General features: G+C 58.8%; 14 protein-coding genes. 9 read left to right on the top strand and 5 right to left on the bottom strand.

Annotation, left to right across the window (positions count from 1 at the left end; translation table 11 throughout):
* Positions 1–4: 4 nt before the first annotated feature.
* Positions 5–526 carry a DUF2937 family protein gene (locus V0R60_RS11900; RefSeq protein WP_136477695.1) on the top strand — a complete coding sequence of 174 codons (522 nt, stop codon included), beginning with the start codon at positions 5–7 and terminating at the stop codon, positions 524–526.
* On the opposite strand, the gene V0R60_RS11895 is transcribed toward V0R60_RS11900, so the two are convergent.
* Positions 523–1434, bottom strand: coding sequence for a LysR family transcriptional regulator (locus V0R60_RS11895; protein ID WP_136477694.1), 912 nt, complete (start codon positions 1432–1434; stop codon positions 523–525). The two genes, V0R60_RS11900 and V0R60_RS11895, sit on opposite strands and share 4 nt — an antisense overlap.
* A gap of 141 nt (positions 1435–1575) precedes the next feature.
* Here V0R60_RS11895 and V0R60_RS11890 point away from each other — a divergent pair, with 141 nt between their 5' ends.
* From V0R60_RS11890 to V0R60_RS11875, 4 genes are read left to right on the top strand one after another with little or no spacing between them, the layout of a single operon-like run.
* A complete protein-coding gene (locus tag V0R60_RS11890; protein WP_330079774.1) occupies positions 1576–2862 on the top strand; it encodes an MFS transporter in 1287 nt (428 codons plus the stop codon).
* Positions 2863–2887: 25 nt separating this feature from the next.
* Positions 2888–3640 (top strand): 5-oxoprolinase subunit PxpA, encoded by a 753-nt coding sequence (locus V0R60_RS11885; protein WP_330079773.1) that lies wholly within the window; start codon positions 2888–2890, stop codon positions 3638–3640.
* A complete protein-coding gene (gene pxpB / locus V0R60_RS11880; protein ID WP_330079772.1) occupies positions 3637–4341 on the top strand; it encodes a 5-oxoprolinase subunit PxpB in 705 nt (234 codons plus the stop codon). The genes V0R60_RS11885 and pxpB overlap by 4 nt, the downstream gene beginning before the upstream one ends.
* Entirely contained in the window at positions 4338–5255 is a 918-nt protein-coding gene (locus tag V0R60_RS11875; protein WP_330079771.1) for a 5-oxoprolinase subunit C family protein, read from the top strand. The genes pxpB and V0R60_RS11875 overlap by 4 nt, the downstream gene beginning before the upstream one ends.
* A gap of 54 nt (positions 5256–5309) precedes the next feature.
* Here V0R60_RS11875 and V0R60_RS11870 read toward each other — a convergent pair whose 3' ends face one another.
* From V0R60_RS11870 to V0R60_RS11860, 3 genes are all read right to left on the bottom strand, one after another.
* A complete protein-coding gene (locus tag V0R60_RS11870; RefSeq protein WP_136477689.1) occupies positions 5310–6488 on the bottom strand; it encodes a vWA domain-containing protein in 1179 nt (392 codons plus the stop codon).
* A 17-nt stretch (positions 6489–6505) separates the two neighbouring features.
* The gene (locus tag V0R60_RS11865) at positions 6506–7351 is read right to left on the bottom strand and encodes an AAA family ATPase (RefSeq protein WP_136477688.1); all 846 of its coding nucleotides are present in this window, start codon (positions 7349–7351) and stop codon (positions 6506–6508) included.
* A 125-nt stretch (positions 7352–7476) separates the two neighbouring features.
* Entirely contained in the window at positions 7477–8562 is a 1086-nt protein-coding gene (locus tag V0R60_RS11860) for an AsmA family protein (RefSeq protein WP_330079770.1), read from the bottom strand.
* A gap of 129 nt (positions 8563–8691) precedes the next feature.
* Between V0R60_RS11860 and cysK the strand changes: the two genes are divergently transcribed.
* The 4 genes from cysK to V0R60_RS11840 all read left to right on the top strand — a co-directional run bounded on the left by cysK (position 8692) and on the right by V0R60_RS11840 (position 12053).
* Entirely contained in the window at positions 8692–9666 is a 975-nt protein-coding gene (gene cysK, locus V0R60_RS11855) for a cysteine synthase A (protein ID WP_330079769.1), read from the top strand.
* Positions 9667–9827: 161 nt separating this feature from the next.
* Positions 9828–10763 (top strand): aspartyl/asparaginyl beta-hydroxylase domain-containing protein, encoded by a 936-nt coding sequence (locus V0R60_RS11850; protein ID WP_203475870.1) that lies wholly within the window; start codon positions 9828–9830, stop codon positions 10761–10763.
* Between the two features lie 132 nt (positions 10764–10895).
* Positions 10896–11057 carry a hypothetical protein gene (locus V0R60_RS11845; RefSeq protein WP_203475869.1) on the top strand — a complete coding sequence of 54 codons (162 nt, stop codon included), beginning with the start codon at positions 10896–10898 and terminating at the stop codon, positions 11055–11057.
* A 105-nt stretch (positions 11058–11162) separates the two neighbouring features.
* Positions 11163–12053, top strand: a complete 891-nt coding sequence (locus V0R60_RS11840) for a DMT family transporter (RefSeq protein WP_330079768.1) — start codon at positions 11163–11165, stop codon at positions 12051–12053.
* Positions 12054–12094: 41 nt separating this feature from the next.
* Here V0R60_RS11840 and V0R60_RS11835 read toward each other — a convergent pair whose 3' ends face one another.
* Positions 12095–13324, bottom strand: coding sequence for a hypothetical protein (locus tag V0R60_RS11835; RefSeq protein ID WP_330079767.1), 1230 nt, complete (start codon positions 13322–13324; stop codon positions 12095–12097).
* Positions 13325–13694 lie beyond the last annotated feature (370 nt).

The raw sequence follows: 13694 nt of genomic DNA, 5'->3' as shown, positions 1-13694 counted from the left end.
GTCCATGTTCAGAAGTTACCTGCGGTTGATACTGTTCACCTTCGGTTTGCTGGTGGGTGTGCAGGTTCCTGGTTTGATCAACGACTATAGCCAGCGAGTTGACGCGCACCTGCTTGAGTCTCGCGAAGGCCTCAAGGGCTTCCAGGCAACGGCGCAGCGTTTCTTCAATGGCGATTTGCAGGCGTTGGTTCGCCACTACCGCAGCAGTGACGATCCGGTGTTCAACAGCGATGCCAACAGCATCGAAAGCCTGTTGATCCGCAATCGCGTGTTCGAGCACGAATGGCAGATGCTGCAGAGCGGCTGGCTGGAGCGAACCTGGCACGTGCTGGTCAACGCCGATAGCCAGTTGCGTGAAGAAACCCTCAAAGGCTACAGCTACCAGATTCTCCTCGCACCCGAAGCGCTGGCCTGGGGGCTGAGCTGCGCCTTGGTGCTGGCGCTGTTGGTGGAGAGTCTGTTGTTGCTGGTCGGCTGGGTAGCACTTGGCGGGCGGCGCAAGCCGGTTGCCGAGAGCTGGCGCTAAACCAGTTTGATACGCTCGGGGCCGGCATTGGCGGCGTAACGTTCAAGCACATTGCGACACAGCGCTACCACTTCATCTACCAGCTCGACCCCGGTTTGCCAGGCCACCACCAGCTCCAGGCTTGGCGGTTGTTGCACCAGCGCCAGTTGGGTCAGTTCACCACGCGCCAATTCCTCGCTGACCAGCGCCGGGGGGAGGGCGCCGATACCGAAGCCGTCACGTAGCAAGCGGGTAATGGCTGCCACCGAATTCACGCAGTTCAAGCGCGGTGCACTGACACCTTCGGCCTGAAGCAGGCTAAGCACTTCTTGATGCGGTCGGGAGTTTTTCGAGAAGGTCACGATACGCTCGCGAGCAAGCTCGGCCAGCGAAGAAAAATCGCGGTTGTAGATGGACTGGGTGGCAACGATCCAGCCCATGGGATAGCGCGCCAGGTCCAGGCTACGGATCGATTCCTGACGCAGCAGGTCGGTTTGCAGAATGACATCGAGGAAGCCTTTTTGCAGTTGTTCGCGCAAGTTGAGTGCGGTATCGGCGACCAGCTCGATTTCGACCTGTGGGTAGCGCTCCATCAGTTCCGACACCAGCGGGCTCATCCAGGTATGGATCACCGTATCCATGACGCCCAGGCGCACACGGCCGACCTTCGCCCGATCGCTGTCCAGCGATTGCTTGAGCGCCTTGGCGGTGTCGAGCATCTGTTCGGCGTATTCAAGCACCTTGCTGCCTTCAGGCGTAAGGCTGACCCCACGCGAATCGCGCAGCAGCAACTTGACCCCAAGGTCCGCCTCCAGCGCGGCAATACGGCTGGAGATCGAGGCCTGGGTGGTGAAGAGCTTCTCGGCGGTCAGGCGAAAGCTCTTGAGCCGGGCCACCCAGACAAAGGTTTCGAGGAACTTGAGGTTCATGTGTGCTCACTGATCAATTTTTTCTTATGCCAGACCGCTGGTTTTTCTCATTGGACGTAACGGCGCCAGGGTCAAAAAATATCGGCATGGTTGCGACGTAGATCGCCGCCTTTAAAACAATACCAACAAGCTGAGGCAACCATGAACCCATCGGGCGTGCAGCAACAGACCAAATCCAGATCCGTGGCGGGACCTTTCGACTGGTACCGCAACATCAACAAGCAGGAACGCCGCACCTTCTGGAGCTGCAAGATCGGTTACGGCCTGGATGGCATGGACACGCAGATGCTCAGCTTTGTCGTTCCTACCCTGATTGCACTGTGGGGGATCACCACGGCCGAAGCCGGTTTGATTCACACCAGCACCCTGATCGCTTCGGCCCTCGGTGGTTGGATCGCCGGTATTCTGTCCGACCGTATCGGCCGGGTGCGCACCCTGCAACTGACCGTGCTGTGGTTCGCCTTCTTCACTTTCCTCTGTGGTTTCGCCCAGAACTACGAACAGCTGTTGATCGCTCGCACCCTGATGGGCTTCGGTTTTGGTGGTGAGTGGACCGCCGGCGCCGTGTTGATCGGTGAAGTCATTCGCGCCAAGGACCGCGGTAAAGCGGTGGGCATGGTGCAGTCGGGCTGGGCTATTGGCTGGGGCCTGACCGCGATTCTCTACGCGGTTCTGTTCACCCTGCTGCCACCGGAAGATGCCTGGCGGGCCCTGTTCCTGTTGGGGATCGTGCCTGCGGTGTTCGTGATTTTCGTACGACGCCTGGTCAAGGACCCGGAAGTCTACCGCCAGGCCAAGGCGGCGGAAAAAACCGAGGCACCGTCGCATTTCTATGAGATTTTCGCTCCCGGCATGCTTTTCACCACCCTTCGCGCTTCGCTGCTGACCACGGGTGCCTTGGGTGGGTACTACGCCATCACCTCATGGCTGCCGACCTTCCTCAAGAACGAACGCGGCCTGAGCGTACTCGGCACGGGCGGCTACCTGGCCATGGTGATCTTCGGTTCGTACGTAGGCTATGTGATCAGCGCCTACCTGACAGACCTCCTGGGGCGTAAAAAGAACTTCATTCTGTTCGCCGTGGGCTCATTCGTTATCGTGCTGCTCTACACCCAGATGCAGGTCAGCGATGGCGTCATGCTTTGGCTTGGCTTTCCTCTGGGCTTCTTTGCCTCGGGTATTTTCAGTGGCATGGGGGCGTTTCTCACTGAACTCTTCCCCACGCGTATCCGTGGCTCGGGCCAGGGCTTTTGCTACAACATTGGACGCGCCCTGGCAGCGTTCTTCCCGCTGCTGATCGGTATGCTCAGCCAGAAGGTGCCGCTGGGCCTGGGTATCGGCGCATTTGCCGCGGTGTCCTACGGAGTGGTAATTCTGGCAGCGTTGAGCCTGCCGGAAACGCGCGGCAAAGAACTTGAAGCCCATTAAGGCCAAGCCTGAAGGAGTTACAGACGTGAGCCGCCTACTACTGAATTGCGATATGGGTGAAAGTTTCGGCAGTTGGACCATGGGCCTGGATGCCCAGGTCATGCCCTTTGTCGACTGTGCCAATATCGCCTGCGGTTTCCATGCCGGTGATCCGGGCATCATGCGCAAAACGGTGGCCTTGGCTGTTGCCAGCAACGTAGGCATTGGTGCCCATCCGGCCTATCAGGACCTTGCAGGCTTCGGTCGTCGTTCCATGGCCTGCAGTGCTGAAGAAATCCGTGACCTGCTGCATTACCAGATCGGTGCGCTCGATGGCATCTGTCGCACCCAGGGCACGCGCGTTGCTTATGTGAAGCCCCACGGTGCGCTGTATAACGACATGATGGCCGACCCGCTCAAGCTGCGCGCCGTGCTGGAGGCGGTGAGCAGCTACGGTCGGGATTTACCGTTGATGCTCATGGCCACGGCTGACAACAGTGCTGCCCAGGCCTTGGGCGATGAGTATGGCGTCACGTTGTGGTTCGAGGCCTTTGCCGACCGTGGCTACGATGCCGCCGGGCACTTGCTGTCGCGGCGCTTGCCGGGCGCTGTGCATCATGACCCGGCGCTGATTGTCGATCAGGCCTTGCGCCTGGCTCGAGGCGAGCCGCTGATCGCCGTGGACGGCAGCGAACTGCGCCTGCACGCGCATACGCTGTGCGTGCATGGCGACAACGAAAGTTCGGTGGCGGCGGTGCAGCAGATTCGTGAAGCGCTCGATAGCCTGGTGAACTCATGAAGCAGCGCATTGAAACGGCGGCCATTGACTGCCTGATGGTGCGATTGTTCGAAGCTATCGATGAGACCAACATGCCCTGGATGCTGGCAGCGAGTCAGCGCTTGCGGGCTGTATTCGGCGCACAGCTGATCGATCTGGTGCCGTCCTATACAACCGTGATGGTGCATTTCGACCTCATGCAACTGTCGCCGCAGCAGGCCCGAATCCTGATTCGCGAAGCGCTGGAAAACCTGCAACCCGACAATGGCAGCGGTGGCAGCCTGCACGAAATTCCAGTGTGGTACGACCTCAGTGTCGGGCCGGAGTTGAGCTTGTTGGCGGCGCGCTGCAATACCTCGGTGGCCGACATCGTGCGTCGTCACAGTGAGCGCGAGTATCAGGTGTTCGCCTTGGGCTTCGCCCCGGGGTTTGCGTTCATGGGCCTGGTTGAAGAGGCGCTGGCGGCGCCGCGCTTGTCCACCCCACGCAAGCGCGTGGCGGCAGGCAGCGTGGGGATCGCCGAGCGCCAGACCGCTGCTTACCCTGCGGTGTCGCCTGGAGGCTGGAACCTGATCGGCCGCACCCCGAGCACACTCTTTGACCGTCAGCGGCAAGGCTACAGCCTGCTGCAGCCGGGCGATCGGGTGCGATTCGTGGCGGTGGATCGCGGCACCTTTATCAACCTGGGCGGCGACGATACCCCGCAGGAGATGTCGGCATGAGCCGCTTGTCGATCGAAGCCAGTACCGCGCTGTGCCTGTTGCAGGACGCCGGACGCTTTGGTGTGCGTCATCTGGGCGTGACCCAAGGCGGGGCGCTGGATTGGGTGTCGATGCGTTGGGCCAACTGGCTGTTGGGCAATGCTGCCGATGCTGCGGTAGTGGAAGTTACCTTGGGTGGTTTCAGCCTGGTGGCTGAGCAGGATTGCCACCTGGCACTTGCAGGGGCAGATCTGGATGCGCGCATTGATGGCCAGCCGCTCAAGCCCTGGTCCAGCTTCACCTTGGCGCGAGGTCAGCGTCTGCGCCTGAACCAGCCCTTGCAGGGCGCGCGCGCCTACCTCGCCGCACCGGGTGGGTTCGACGCTGTACAGGTCCTGGGCAGTTCTGCCAGCGTGGTGCGTGAGGCGCTGGGCGGTCTTGATGGTCTGGGCTCACCGTTGGCCAAGGGGCAGCAATTGAGTTACAGCAGCCAGCCCTGTGGCGGGCGAGAGGTGCCGCTGGCATTGCGCCCGCAGTTCAGCAACAACAGCCTGGACTTGCTGCTGGGCGCCCAGATTGGCGACTTCAGCGGCATGAGTCTGTTCGACGTCTTCAACCGTGACTGGACCCTGGACAACCGCGCCGACCGCATGGGCATGCGCTTGCTTGGCCCTGCCTTGCAGTATCAAGGGGCGCCGATGATTTCCGAAGGTATTGCGCTGGGCGCCGTTCAAGTACCGCCGGATGGCCAGCCGATTGTGTTGCTCAATGATCGCCAGACCATTGGTGGCTATCCGCGCTTGGGCGCGTTGACGCCGTTGGCACTGGCACGTCTGGCGCAGATGCTGCCGGGGAACGTAGTGAGATTCCGGCCAGTGGTGCAGGAGACGGCTTGGCAGGAACAGCGCACGTTTATCGAGAAATTTGGAAGTTGATGGATCGCTAGGCAAGCCCGCTCCGTCAGGAGCGGGCTTGCCCGGCGAAAATCATTACTTGGACAAGAACCGCATTCCCTCTTCCAGCCCTCTCAAGGTCAATGGGAACATCCGGTCTTCAACCAATTCGCGAACGATGTTGGTCGAGGTGGTGTAGCCCCAGGTGTCCTTGGGATATGGATTGATCCAGATGAGTTTCTTGTACTTTTCCATGAAACGCTGCATCCACACATAGCCGGCTTCTTCGTTCCAATGCTCGACGCTACCGCCTGGCTGGGTGATTTCGTAGGGCGCCATCGCCGCATCGCCGACGAACACTACTTTGTAGTCAGCGCCGTACTTGTGTAGCAGGTCCATGGTGGAGGTGCGTTCGGAGGTGCGACGCATGTTGTTCTTCCACACCGATTCGTAAACGAAGTTGTGGAAGTAGTAATATTCCAAGTGCTTGAATTCGGTCTTGCAGGCCGAAAACAGCTCTTCGCAGATTTTCACGTGAGCATCCATCGAACCGCCGATATCGAACAGTAGCAGCAACTTGACGCTGTTACGGCGTTCCGGACGCATCTGGATATTGAGCAAGCCCGCATCGCGCGCGGTGTGGTCGATGGTGCCGTCGATGTCCAGTTCTTCGGCTGCACCCTGGCGCGCAAACTTGCGCAAGCGGCGCAGTGCCAGCTTGATGTTGCGCGTGCCCAGTTCGACCTGATCGTCGAGGTTCTTGTACTCGCGCTGATCCCAGACCTTGACCGCCTTGCCTTGACGCTTGCCAGCATCGCCGACCCGAATGCCTTCGGGGTTGTACCCACCTGAGCCAAACGGACTGGTACCGCCGGTGCCGATCCACTTGTTGCCGCCGGCATGGCGTTCCTTCTGCTCTTCAAGACGCTTCTTGAACTCTTCGATGAGCTTGTCCAGCCCGCCCAGGGACTGGATCTGGGCGCGTTCTTCGTCGGTCAGCGAGCGTTCGAACTCCTTGCGCAACCAATCTTCCGGAATCAGTGCTTCCAGATGCTGGTTAAGGTTTTCAAGGCCCTTGAAGTAGGCAGAGAACGCGCGGTCGAACTTGTCGAAATGACGCTCGTCCTTGACCAGGATCGCCCGCGACAGGAAGTAGAACTCGTCCATGTCGGCGAAGGTGACCCGCTGTTTGAGCGCATTGATCAGATCGAGCAGCTCGCGGACCGACACCGGCACCTTGGCTGCGCGCATTTCATTGAACAGATTGAGCAACATGGCTATTGCCCCCTGGCTCAGCGGTTACCGCGACGGCTCATGAAGGCCAGGCGCTCGAGCAGTTGCACATCCTGTTCGTTTTTAACCAGGGCACCGGCCAATGGCGGGATAGCCTTGGTCGGATCGCGTTCACGCAACACGGCTTCGCCAATGTTGTCGGCCATCAGCAGCTTCAACCAGTCAACCAGTTCGGAGGTGGACGGCTTTTTCTTCAGGCCCGGCACCTTGCGCACGTCGAAGAACACGTCCAGCGCTTCGCTGACCAGGTCCTTCTTGATGTTCGGGTAATGGACATCGACGATCTGCTGCAGGGTGTCGCGGTCGGGGAAGGCGATGTAATGGAAGAAGCAGCGGCGCAGGAAGGCGTCGGGCAGCTCTTTTTCGTTGTTCGAGGTAATGATGATGATCGGACGGTGCTTGGCCTTGATCGTTTCGTCGGTCTCGTAAACGTAGAACTCCATCTTATCCAGTTCTTGCAACAGGTCGTTGGGGAACTCGATGTCGGCCTTGTCGATTTCGTCGATCAGCAGAATGACCCGCTCCTCGGCTTCGAAGGCTTCCCAGAGCTTGCCCTTTTTCAGGTAGTTGCGTACGTCGTGTACCTTGTCGACACCTAATTGCGAGTCGCGCAGGCGGCTTACCGCGTCGTACTCATAGAGCCCCTGGTGGGCCTTGGTGGTCGATTTGATGTGCCAGGTGATCAGTTTGGCGCCAAAGGACTCGGCCAACTGTTCGGCGAGCATGGTCTTGCCGGTACCGGGTTCACCCTTGACCAGCAGTGGCCGCTCCAGGGTGATTGCCGCGTTGACTGCCAGTTTCAGGTCGTTTGTGGCGACGTATGTGCTGGTGCCTTCGAACTTCATGAACCGATCCTCTAACGTAGCGCCGGGGTGCATGGCCCCTGGCAGAAAAATTGTCATGCACGACTATAACGCGGGCTCTGGTCGACTGGGAACGCAGACGGTCCATTCAGTCTCTGAATAGCCCGTCACTTGTTGACTTGGTCAGACTGGGGAGGCGCTTGCTCGTAGCGTGCATTAAAGGCCTGGACAAAGCCGTTGCGCAGAATCTGCAGGAACGCTTCAAAGGCGCTGATATCACTTTTATGCACGCTGCCGCTCAGTTCTACACGGGTAGCGAATTGGTTCTTGCGCTGGTTTTTCAGTACCGTTTCGGTGCCGCCTACCAATGCTTCCCAGATCGAGCGGAAAAAGCCTTTGTCTTCGTTTTTTACATCCTGCTGCCAGTTGAACACGTCGACGTCGCGCAACAGGGGCTTGATGTAACCGGTAAGGCGGCCATTTTGCGCTTCAGCCTCGATGACCAGGTCGCCGTGTCCGGCATTGAAATCGAACTTGCCGTAGGCACTGGCAAAGTCGTTGAGCTTGCGCAGTTGGATGCCCGTGGCACGCAGGCGAAACTGGAAGTCGTCGAAGTCACTGAACGGGTCGAACGTGGCACTGCTTTGCACCTGTGCATCGCCCAGCAGCCGGGCCTTGCCATTGAAGCGCGCATCGCGCCGGCCCTTGAGGTCTTCGACGTTGGTCAGGTTACGGATGCTGGCATCCAGGTGGGTGGCCTTCAAATCGACCGGAGGCTTGGAATTGAAGTTGTTGAAGGTCAGGGTGCCGTTATCGATACGCACCTCGTTCAACGTAATGGGCAGCAGTTTTTCCAGTTGCTGACGCCAGTCGGTCCCGCGCCCGGTCTGCGATGTTTGCCGGGAACCGCCGTCGACGAAATTTAGCTCGGGACGCAGGAACATCACCTCGGCGACGACCGCATGCTCGTACCATAGCGAGCGCCAGCTGACCGAGAGGTCGATCATGGGTGCCTGCAGGAAGGGCACAGGCACCTTGCCGGTGGTCTTGACGATGGTCAGGCCGTTGATCTTGTAGGCGCCGCGCCACCAGGCAAGATCAACGTCGGTGACGTGCCCGCGGTAGTCGCCCATGTCGGCAAGTTTGTCGTTGAGGTAATTGCGTACCAGCACTGGCAGGCTCAAATGCAGGACCAGCAACAGCAGGACAAGGCTCAATAGTCCCCATAGGGGCCAACGGTAGTGGGGTTTCATCGACGATGGTTCCGGTCAGGGGTATTGATCGGTTGACTGCGGGCAGCCCCAGGGGTTCGCAGTGATGGACGCACCGGCCTGGCAGGCTTACCCTTGGAGTTTTCCCTTCGGTGCAAAAAGGACCCCGCGATGAGCCGTATCTTTGCTGACAACGCGCACTCCATCGGCAACACGCCGCTGGTGCAGATCAATCGCATCGCCCCGCGCGGCGTGACCATCCTGGCCAAAACGGAAGGGCGCAATCCAGGCTATTCGGTCAAATGCCGGATCGGCGCAAACATGATCTGGGACGCTGAAAGCAGCGGTAAGCTCAAGACTGGCATGACTATCGTCGAGCCAACCTCGGGCAACACCGGAATTGGTCTGGCCTTCGTGGCTGCGGCGCGCGGTTACAAACTGATGCTGACTATGCCGGCCTCGATGAGTATCGAGCGCCGCAAGGTTCTCAAGGCGCTGGGGGCTGAACTGGTGCTGACCGAGCCGGCCAAAGGTATGAAAGGCGCTATCGAGAAGGCTGCAGAGATCGTTGCCAGCGACCCGGCGACCTATTTCCTGCCTGGCCAGTTCGAAAACCCGGCCAATCCGGCAATTCACGAAAAAACCACCGGCCCGGAAATCTGGAACGATACCGACGGTGCGGTCGATGTGCTGGTTTCCGGGGTTGGTACCGGCGGCACCATTACCGGGATTTCGCGCTATATCAAGCAGACTCAGGGCAAAGCCATTATTTCGGTAGCGGTTGAACCGATGGTCTCGCCCGTGATCACCCAGGCCCTGGCCGGCGAAGAAATCAAGCCCAGCCCGCACAAGATCCAGGGCATTGGCGCAGGTTTCGTACCGAAGAACCTTGATCTGGCCATGGTCGACCTGGTTGAGTTGGTCAGCGATGAGGAGTCCAAGGCCATGGCCCTGCGCCTGATGCAGGAAGAGGGCATCCTGTGCGGAATTTCCTCGGGCGCAGCCATGGCCGCCGCCGTGCGCCTCGCGGAAAAGCCCGAGATGCAAGGCAAGACCATCGTCGTTATCCTCCCCGACTCCGGAGAGCGCTACCTGTCGAGCATGCTTTTCAGTGATCTGTTCACCGATCAGGAAACCCAGCAATAAGCCCGTCCACGCTGACCCGGCGCAATTAATTGCGCCGGCGTTTATTGCACAATCCTTAACAGTGAATGCTGGCAGTGGTTGTTTTTACCAGGACCGGATCAGTTTATGATGCCCGATTAATCTGGCAGCGATGATCAGATCGAAATTCCAAGGAGTGTTGCATGACCTTTTCCTTTGTCGCCAAGGCAGGTGTGTTGCTGCTGTTTTTCGGCAGCACATTGTATGTTCACCTGCGCGGCAAGGCGCGTTTGCCAATGTTGCGCCAGTTCGTCAACCATTCGGCGCTGTTCGCTCCTTATAACGCCTTGATGTATCTGTTTTCCGGGGTGCCTTCCAAGCCTTACCTGGACCGTACGCGCTTTCCCGAACTCGATGTGCTCAAGGATAACTGGGAAGTGATCCGCGAAGAGGCCATGCACCTGTTCGACGAGGGTTACATCCGCGCCGCCGAAAAAGATAACGACGCAGGCTTTGGTTCCTTCTTCAAGAAGGGCTGGAAGCGCTTTTACCTGAAGTGGTACGACAAAGCCCTGCCGTCTGCTGAAGCGCTGTGCCCGAAGACCGTCGAACTGGTCAACAGCATCCCCAACGTCAAGGGCGCGATGTTTGCCCTGCTGCCGGGTGGCAGCCACCTGAACCCGCACCGTGACCCGTTTGCCGGTTCGTTGCGCTATCACCTGGGCCTGTCGACGCCCAACTCCGACAATTGCCGGATCTACGTCGATGGCCAGGCCTATGCCTGGCGCGATGGTGAAGACGTGATGTTCGATGAAACCTACGTGCATTGGGTGAAGAACGAAACCGAGACCACCCGGGTAATTCTGTTTTGCGATGTCGAGCGTCCGCTCAACAGCCCGCTGATGACCCGCATCAACCGCAAGGTAAGCGCCTTCCTTGGCCGCGCTACCGCACCGCAGAACACAGACGACGAGCGCGTGGGTGGGATCAACCAGGCCTATGCCTGGAGCAAGCGCTTCAGCAACGTGATCAGCGCTCGGGTCAAACAGTTCAAGCGTGCCAACCCCAAGGCTTACCGCGTGTTGCGCCCGGTGTTGGCAGTGGTGGTTGCCTACCTGTTGTATCGCTGGTTGTTCTGATGTCTTGCACGGTGTGAGCCCTGGCCTGATCGCTGGCAGGGCTCACGCCTGGCATATGTAAACCAGCCTGCTTGCCAGACGGAAATAGGCTGGTCTATAGTCTGCCAACTTCATCTCACCGAAGACCTGCTCATGCCAGCTTCCTCCCTCAGCACCGTATTCGCTACCGCGCCCAACGCGGTGGTAGTCGTGCGTGGGCGTCAGCAGCCGGCCATGATCAGTCACTACCCACCACCTGTCAGTCGCGTGGTTGTGTGCGTTCTCGCACCACCAGGCGTGGTCGTGCTGGGCTAAGCGGCCAAGCGCTGCATCCCCCACACCTGCACCCTACTGATTACGGTCGGCTGCCCGCATCGGGCAGCACCGTTCGGCTTATTTGCCCGAATACAGGTGGCATTCATGTTTGCTCTCTCGAAAGAATCCGTGGCCTCGGCGGCCACCACCAGTGTGTTCGTCCTGCTCTGGAGTAGCGGGGCGATTGTCTCCAAGTTGGGCCTGGCCCATGCCAGTCCCTTTGCCTTCTTGCTCATGCGCTCGGCGCTGGCGTTATGTGGTTTGTTGATGCTCGCACCGATGCTCGGGCTGCGCTGGCCGCGAGGGCGCTTGGCAGTGCTACAGGCGCTGGCGACCGGCGCAGTACTGCTCGGCGCGTATCAAATTTTCTACTTGCTGGCGCTCAATACCCACGTGACACCCGGCATCATGGCGACAGTGATGGGCGTGCAGCCGATCCTCACTGTGGTACTGATGGAGCGTCAGCGTTCCTGGAGCCGGCTGTTCGGCCTGGGGTTGGGCTTGAGCGGCTTGATCATGGTGGTCTACCAGGGCATCGGTCTGGGTGGTATTTCTCTGCTCGGCATGCTCTTCGCCTTGCTGGCATTGGCAAGCATGACCTTAGGTTCGATCATGCAGAAGCGCATTACCCATAATCCAATGGGGACCCTGCCTTTACAGTACGTTGCCGGACTACTGATGTGCGCACTGTTCGCCCCCCTGCAACCCTTGCATGTCGAGATGACTGGCAGCTTTGTCGGCGCCTTGCTGTGGATGGGATTGGTGGTTTCGCTGCTGGCGACGTTGCTGCTGTACCGGCTGATTGCCCGTGGCAACCTGGTCAACGTGACCAGTCTGTTCTACCTGGTGCCCGCTGTGACTGCAGTGATGGACTACCTGATCTTCGGTAACCGCCTGGCGGCGCTGAGCCTGTTGGGCATGGGGCTGATCGTGATCGGTTTGCTGTTTGTGTTCCGTAAGCCAGCGCCAGCTGTTACGTCGCTGCGCACCGACTAGTGTTGCCAGCCGCCCGGCGCCTTGGCCGGGCGGTTTGCGCTTCAGAAGTAGTAGCCAATGTTGATGTTGGTGCGGTAATACCAGTCGTTGCTGCCGATGGAGCTGGTGCTGGTCCAGCCGGTGCCATTTTCCGCGCCACCGAAGGGGTTGGCGTTCTTTGCCCAGGTCAGGTCGAGCCAGGCCATGACTGGCATGGCCAGGAACTGCGCACCGACGGTGAACATCTGCGAGTCGTCCCAGCCGCTTTTGTCTTTCATCATTCGGCTGTAGTCGTTGTACAGCTTGATCTTCTTCAACTGCCCCAGGCTTGGCGTAAAGATGTCGTAGCCGATGTTGACCGACGCGAGGGTTGCCTTGGACGCGATCAGGAAGGCCGGCGTCAGGCCGTTGCCGCCCATCAACACAGAATCGTCACTGACACCGTCTGGATTTTTCGGGTCATATTCGTAGCGGATGGCCTGGCTGGTGACTGTCCATGGGCCAGCGTTGACGATAGCGTGGACGCCACCTGCCCAGTAGTCGCCATTGTCGTCGGTGGTGGCGTTGTAGAGTTGCGCGGCGGCTAGCGAGGCGCCGATTTCAGTTTTCCAGCCATCCCCGGTAAAGGTACGGGCGACCCTGGCGTTGACCTGATTACGCTTTTCGTTGTCTTGGCGCGATTGGGTGAATGGCACGGCGTTGTCGTTCAGATCGGAGTAGCGACCGACTTCCGGTGAGTAGCGAATGCCGCTAGGCAGCATGCGCGGAAAGTAGCCTAGCTGCAGATCCCAGTCCTTGTCCTTGTAGCTGTATTTGAGACCCGTGCCGGCACTCACGCCGTAGCCCATGAAAAACGGAATGTGATAGCTCCAGCCAAACTGTGGGTAAGGTTCCAGGCCAAAGGGTTTGAACGGCGCACCAACTTGAAGGTTGGCATTAGGGGTAAACCGATAACCCACGTAGCCGCGGTCGATAGAGCGTTTGCCGTCGTCCTGAAACCAGTAGCCGATATCACTGAACAATTGCTTGTGGGTGGCCTGGACATCGATACGGAAGGTATCGAAAAGAAAACGGCCATTGTTCTCTGTGGTGTCCCAATGTTCATCCCGGTAGTTCACCCGCAGGGCACCGCCGATATCCAATGAGCTTTGTCCGTCGTCACTGCGCCAGGCAATGTGTGGGAACGGCTTTTTTACCGCAGGTGGCTGATCGGGTGCGGCCGGACCGGGTTCGGAGGCGAAACTTGCACAACTACTGAGGATCAGGCCCAGGCTTACCACGTACTTGTTCATATCATGCCCTGCAAGGTTGAGCCATTTCTGTGGGCAACAGCTGTCCGTTGCCTTGAACAAGGCGTTAAACGAGAAACAGCGTTGGTGCACAGTTGGCTGGCGGTGTTGGGTTTTTATTGTTTTATCGGCGGTACGTTGTTTTATGCTTGAACGCGATAGAGAAATAGCAGGAACTGTGCCAGTGCGGGAAAATACTGGGAAGTTTGATAAAAGCTATATAAAACAATTATTTATATTTGAAACGATTGAATTTGTATCGTCGGTGGAACAGGGTGGGAATTAGGTAACAGGCGTGTGCAGTTGCAGTGCGGTTTAATTGCACAGCGCGCGTTAGTGGCGCATGGTTTGTTTTATGAGTGGATAATTAGCT

This window comes from Pseudomonas auratipiscis, assembly GCF_036324085.1.
GTDB lineage: Bacteria > Pseudomonadota > Gammaproteobacteria > Pseudomonadales > Pseudomonadaceae > Aquipseudomonas > Aquipseudomonas auratipiscis.
This window is presented reverse-complemented; position numbering and strand designations above follow the sequence as displayed.

Coding starts and splice junctions, on each gene's coding strand:
- V0R60_RS11900 (WP_136477695.1), top strand. CDS start 5: ATGTTCAGAAGTTACCTGCGGTTGATACTGTTCACCTTCGGTTTGCTG.
- V0R60_RS11895 (WP_136477694.1), bottom strand. CDS start 1,434: ATGAACCTCAAGTTCCTCGAAACCTTTGTCTGGGTGGCCCGGCTCAAG.
- V0R60_RS11890 (WP_330079774.1), top strand. CDS start 1,576: ATGAACCCATCGGGCGTGCAGCAACAGACCAAATCCAGATCCGTGGCG.
- pxpB (WP_330079772.1), top strand. CDS start 3,637: ATGAAGCAGCGCATTGAAACGGCGGCCATTGACTGCCTGATGGTGCGA.
- V0R60_RS11875 (WP_330079771.1), top strand. CDS start 4,338: ATGAGCCGCTTGTCGATCGAAGCCAGTACCGCGCTGTGCCTGTTGCAG.
- V0R60_RS11870 (WP_136477689.1), bottom strand. CDS start 6,488: ATGTTGCTCAATCTGTTCAATGAAATGCGCGCAGCCAAGGTGCCGGTG.
- V0R60_RS11865 (WP_136477688.1), bottom strand. CDS start 7,351: ATGAAGTTCGAAGGCACCAGCACATACGTCGCCACAAACGACCTGAAA.
- V0R60_RS11860 (WP_330079770.1), bottom strand. CDS start 8,562: ATGAAACCCCACTACCGTTGGCCCCTATGGGGACTATTGAGCCTTGTC.
- cysK (WP_330079769.1), top strand. CDS start 8,692: ATGAGCCGTATCTTTGCTGACAACGCGCACTCCATCGGCAACACGCCG.
- V0R60_RS11850 (WP_203475870.1), top strand. CDS start 9,828: ATGACCTTTTCCTTTGTCGCCAAGGCAGGTGTGTTGCTGCTGTTTTTC.
- V0R60_RS11845 (WP_203475869.1), top strand. CDS start 10,896: ATGCCAGCTTCCTCCCTCAGCACCGTATTCGCTACCGCGCCCAACGCG.
- V0R60_RS11840 (WP_330079768.1), top strand. CDS start 11,163: ATGTTTGCTCTCTCGAAAGAATCCGTGGCCTCGGCGGCCACCACCAGT.
- V0R60_RS11835 (WP_330079767.1), bottom strand. CDS start 13,324: ATGAACAAGTACGTGGTAAGCCTGGGCCTGATCCTCAGTAGTTGTGCA.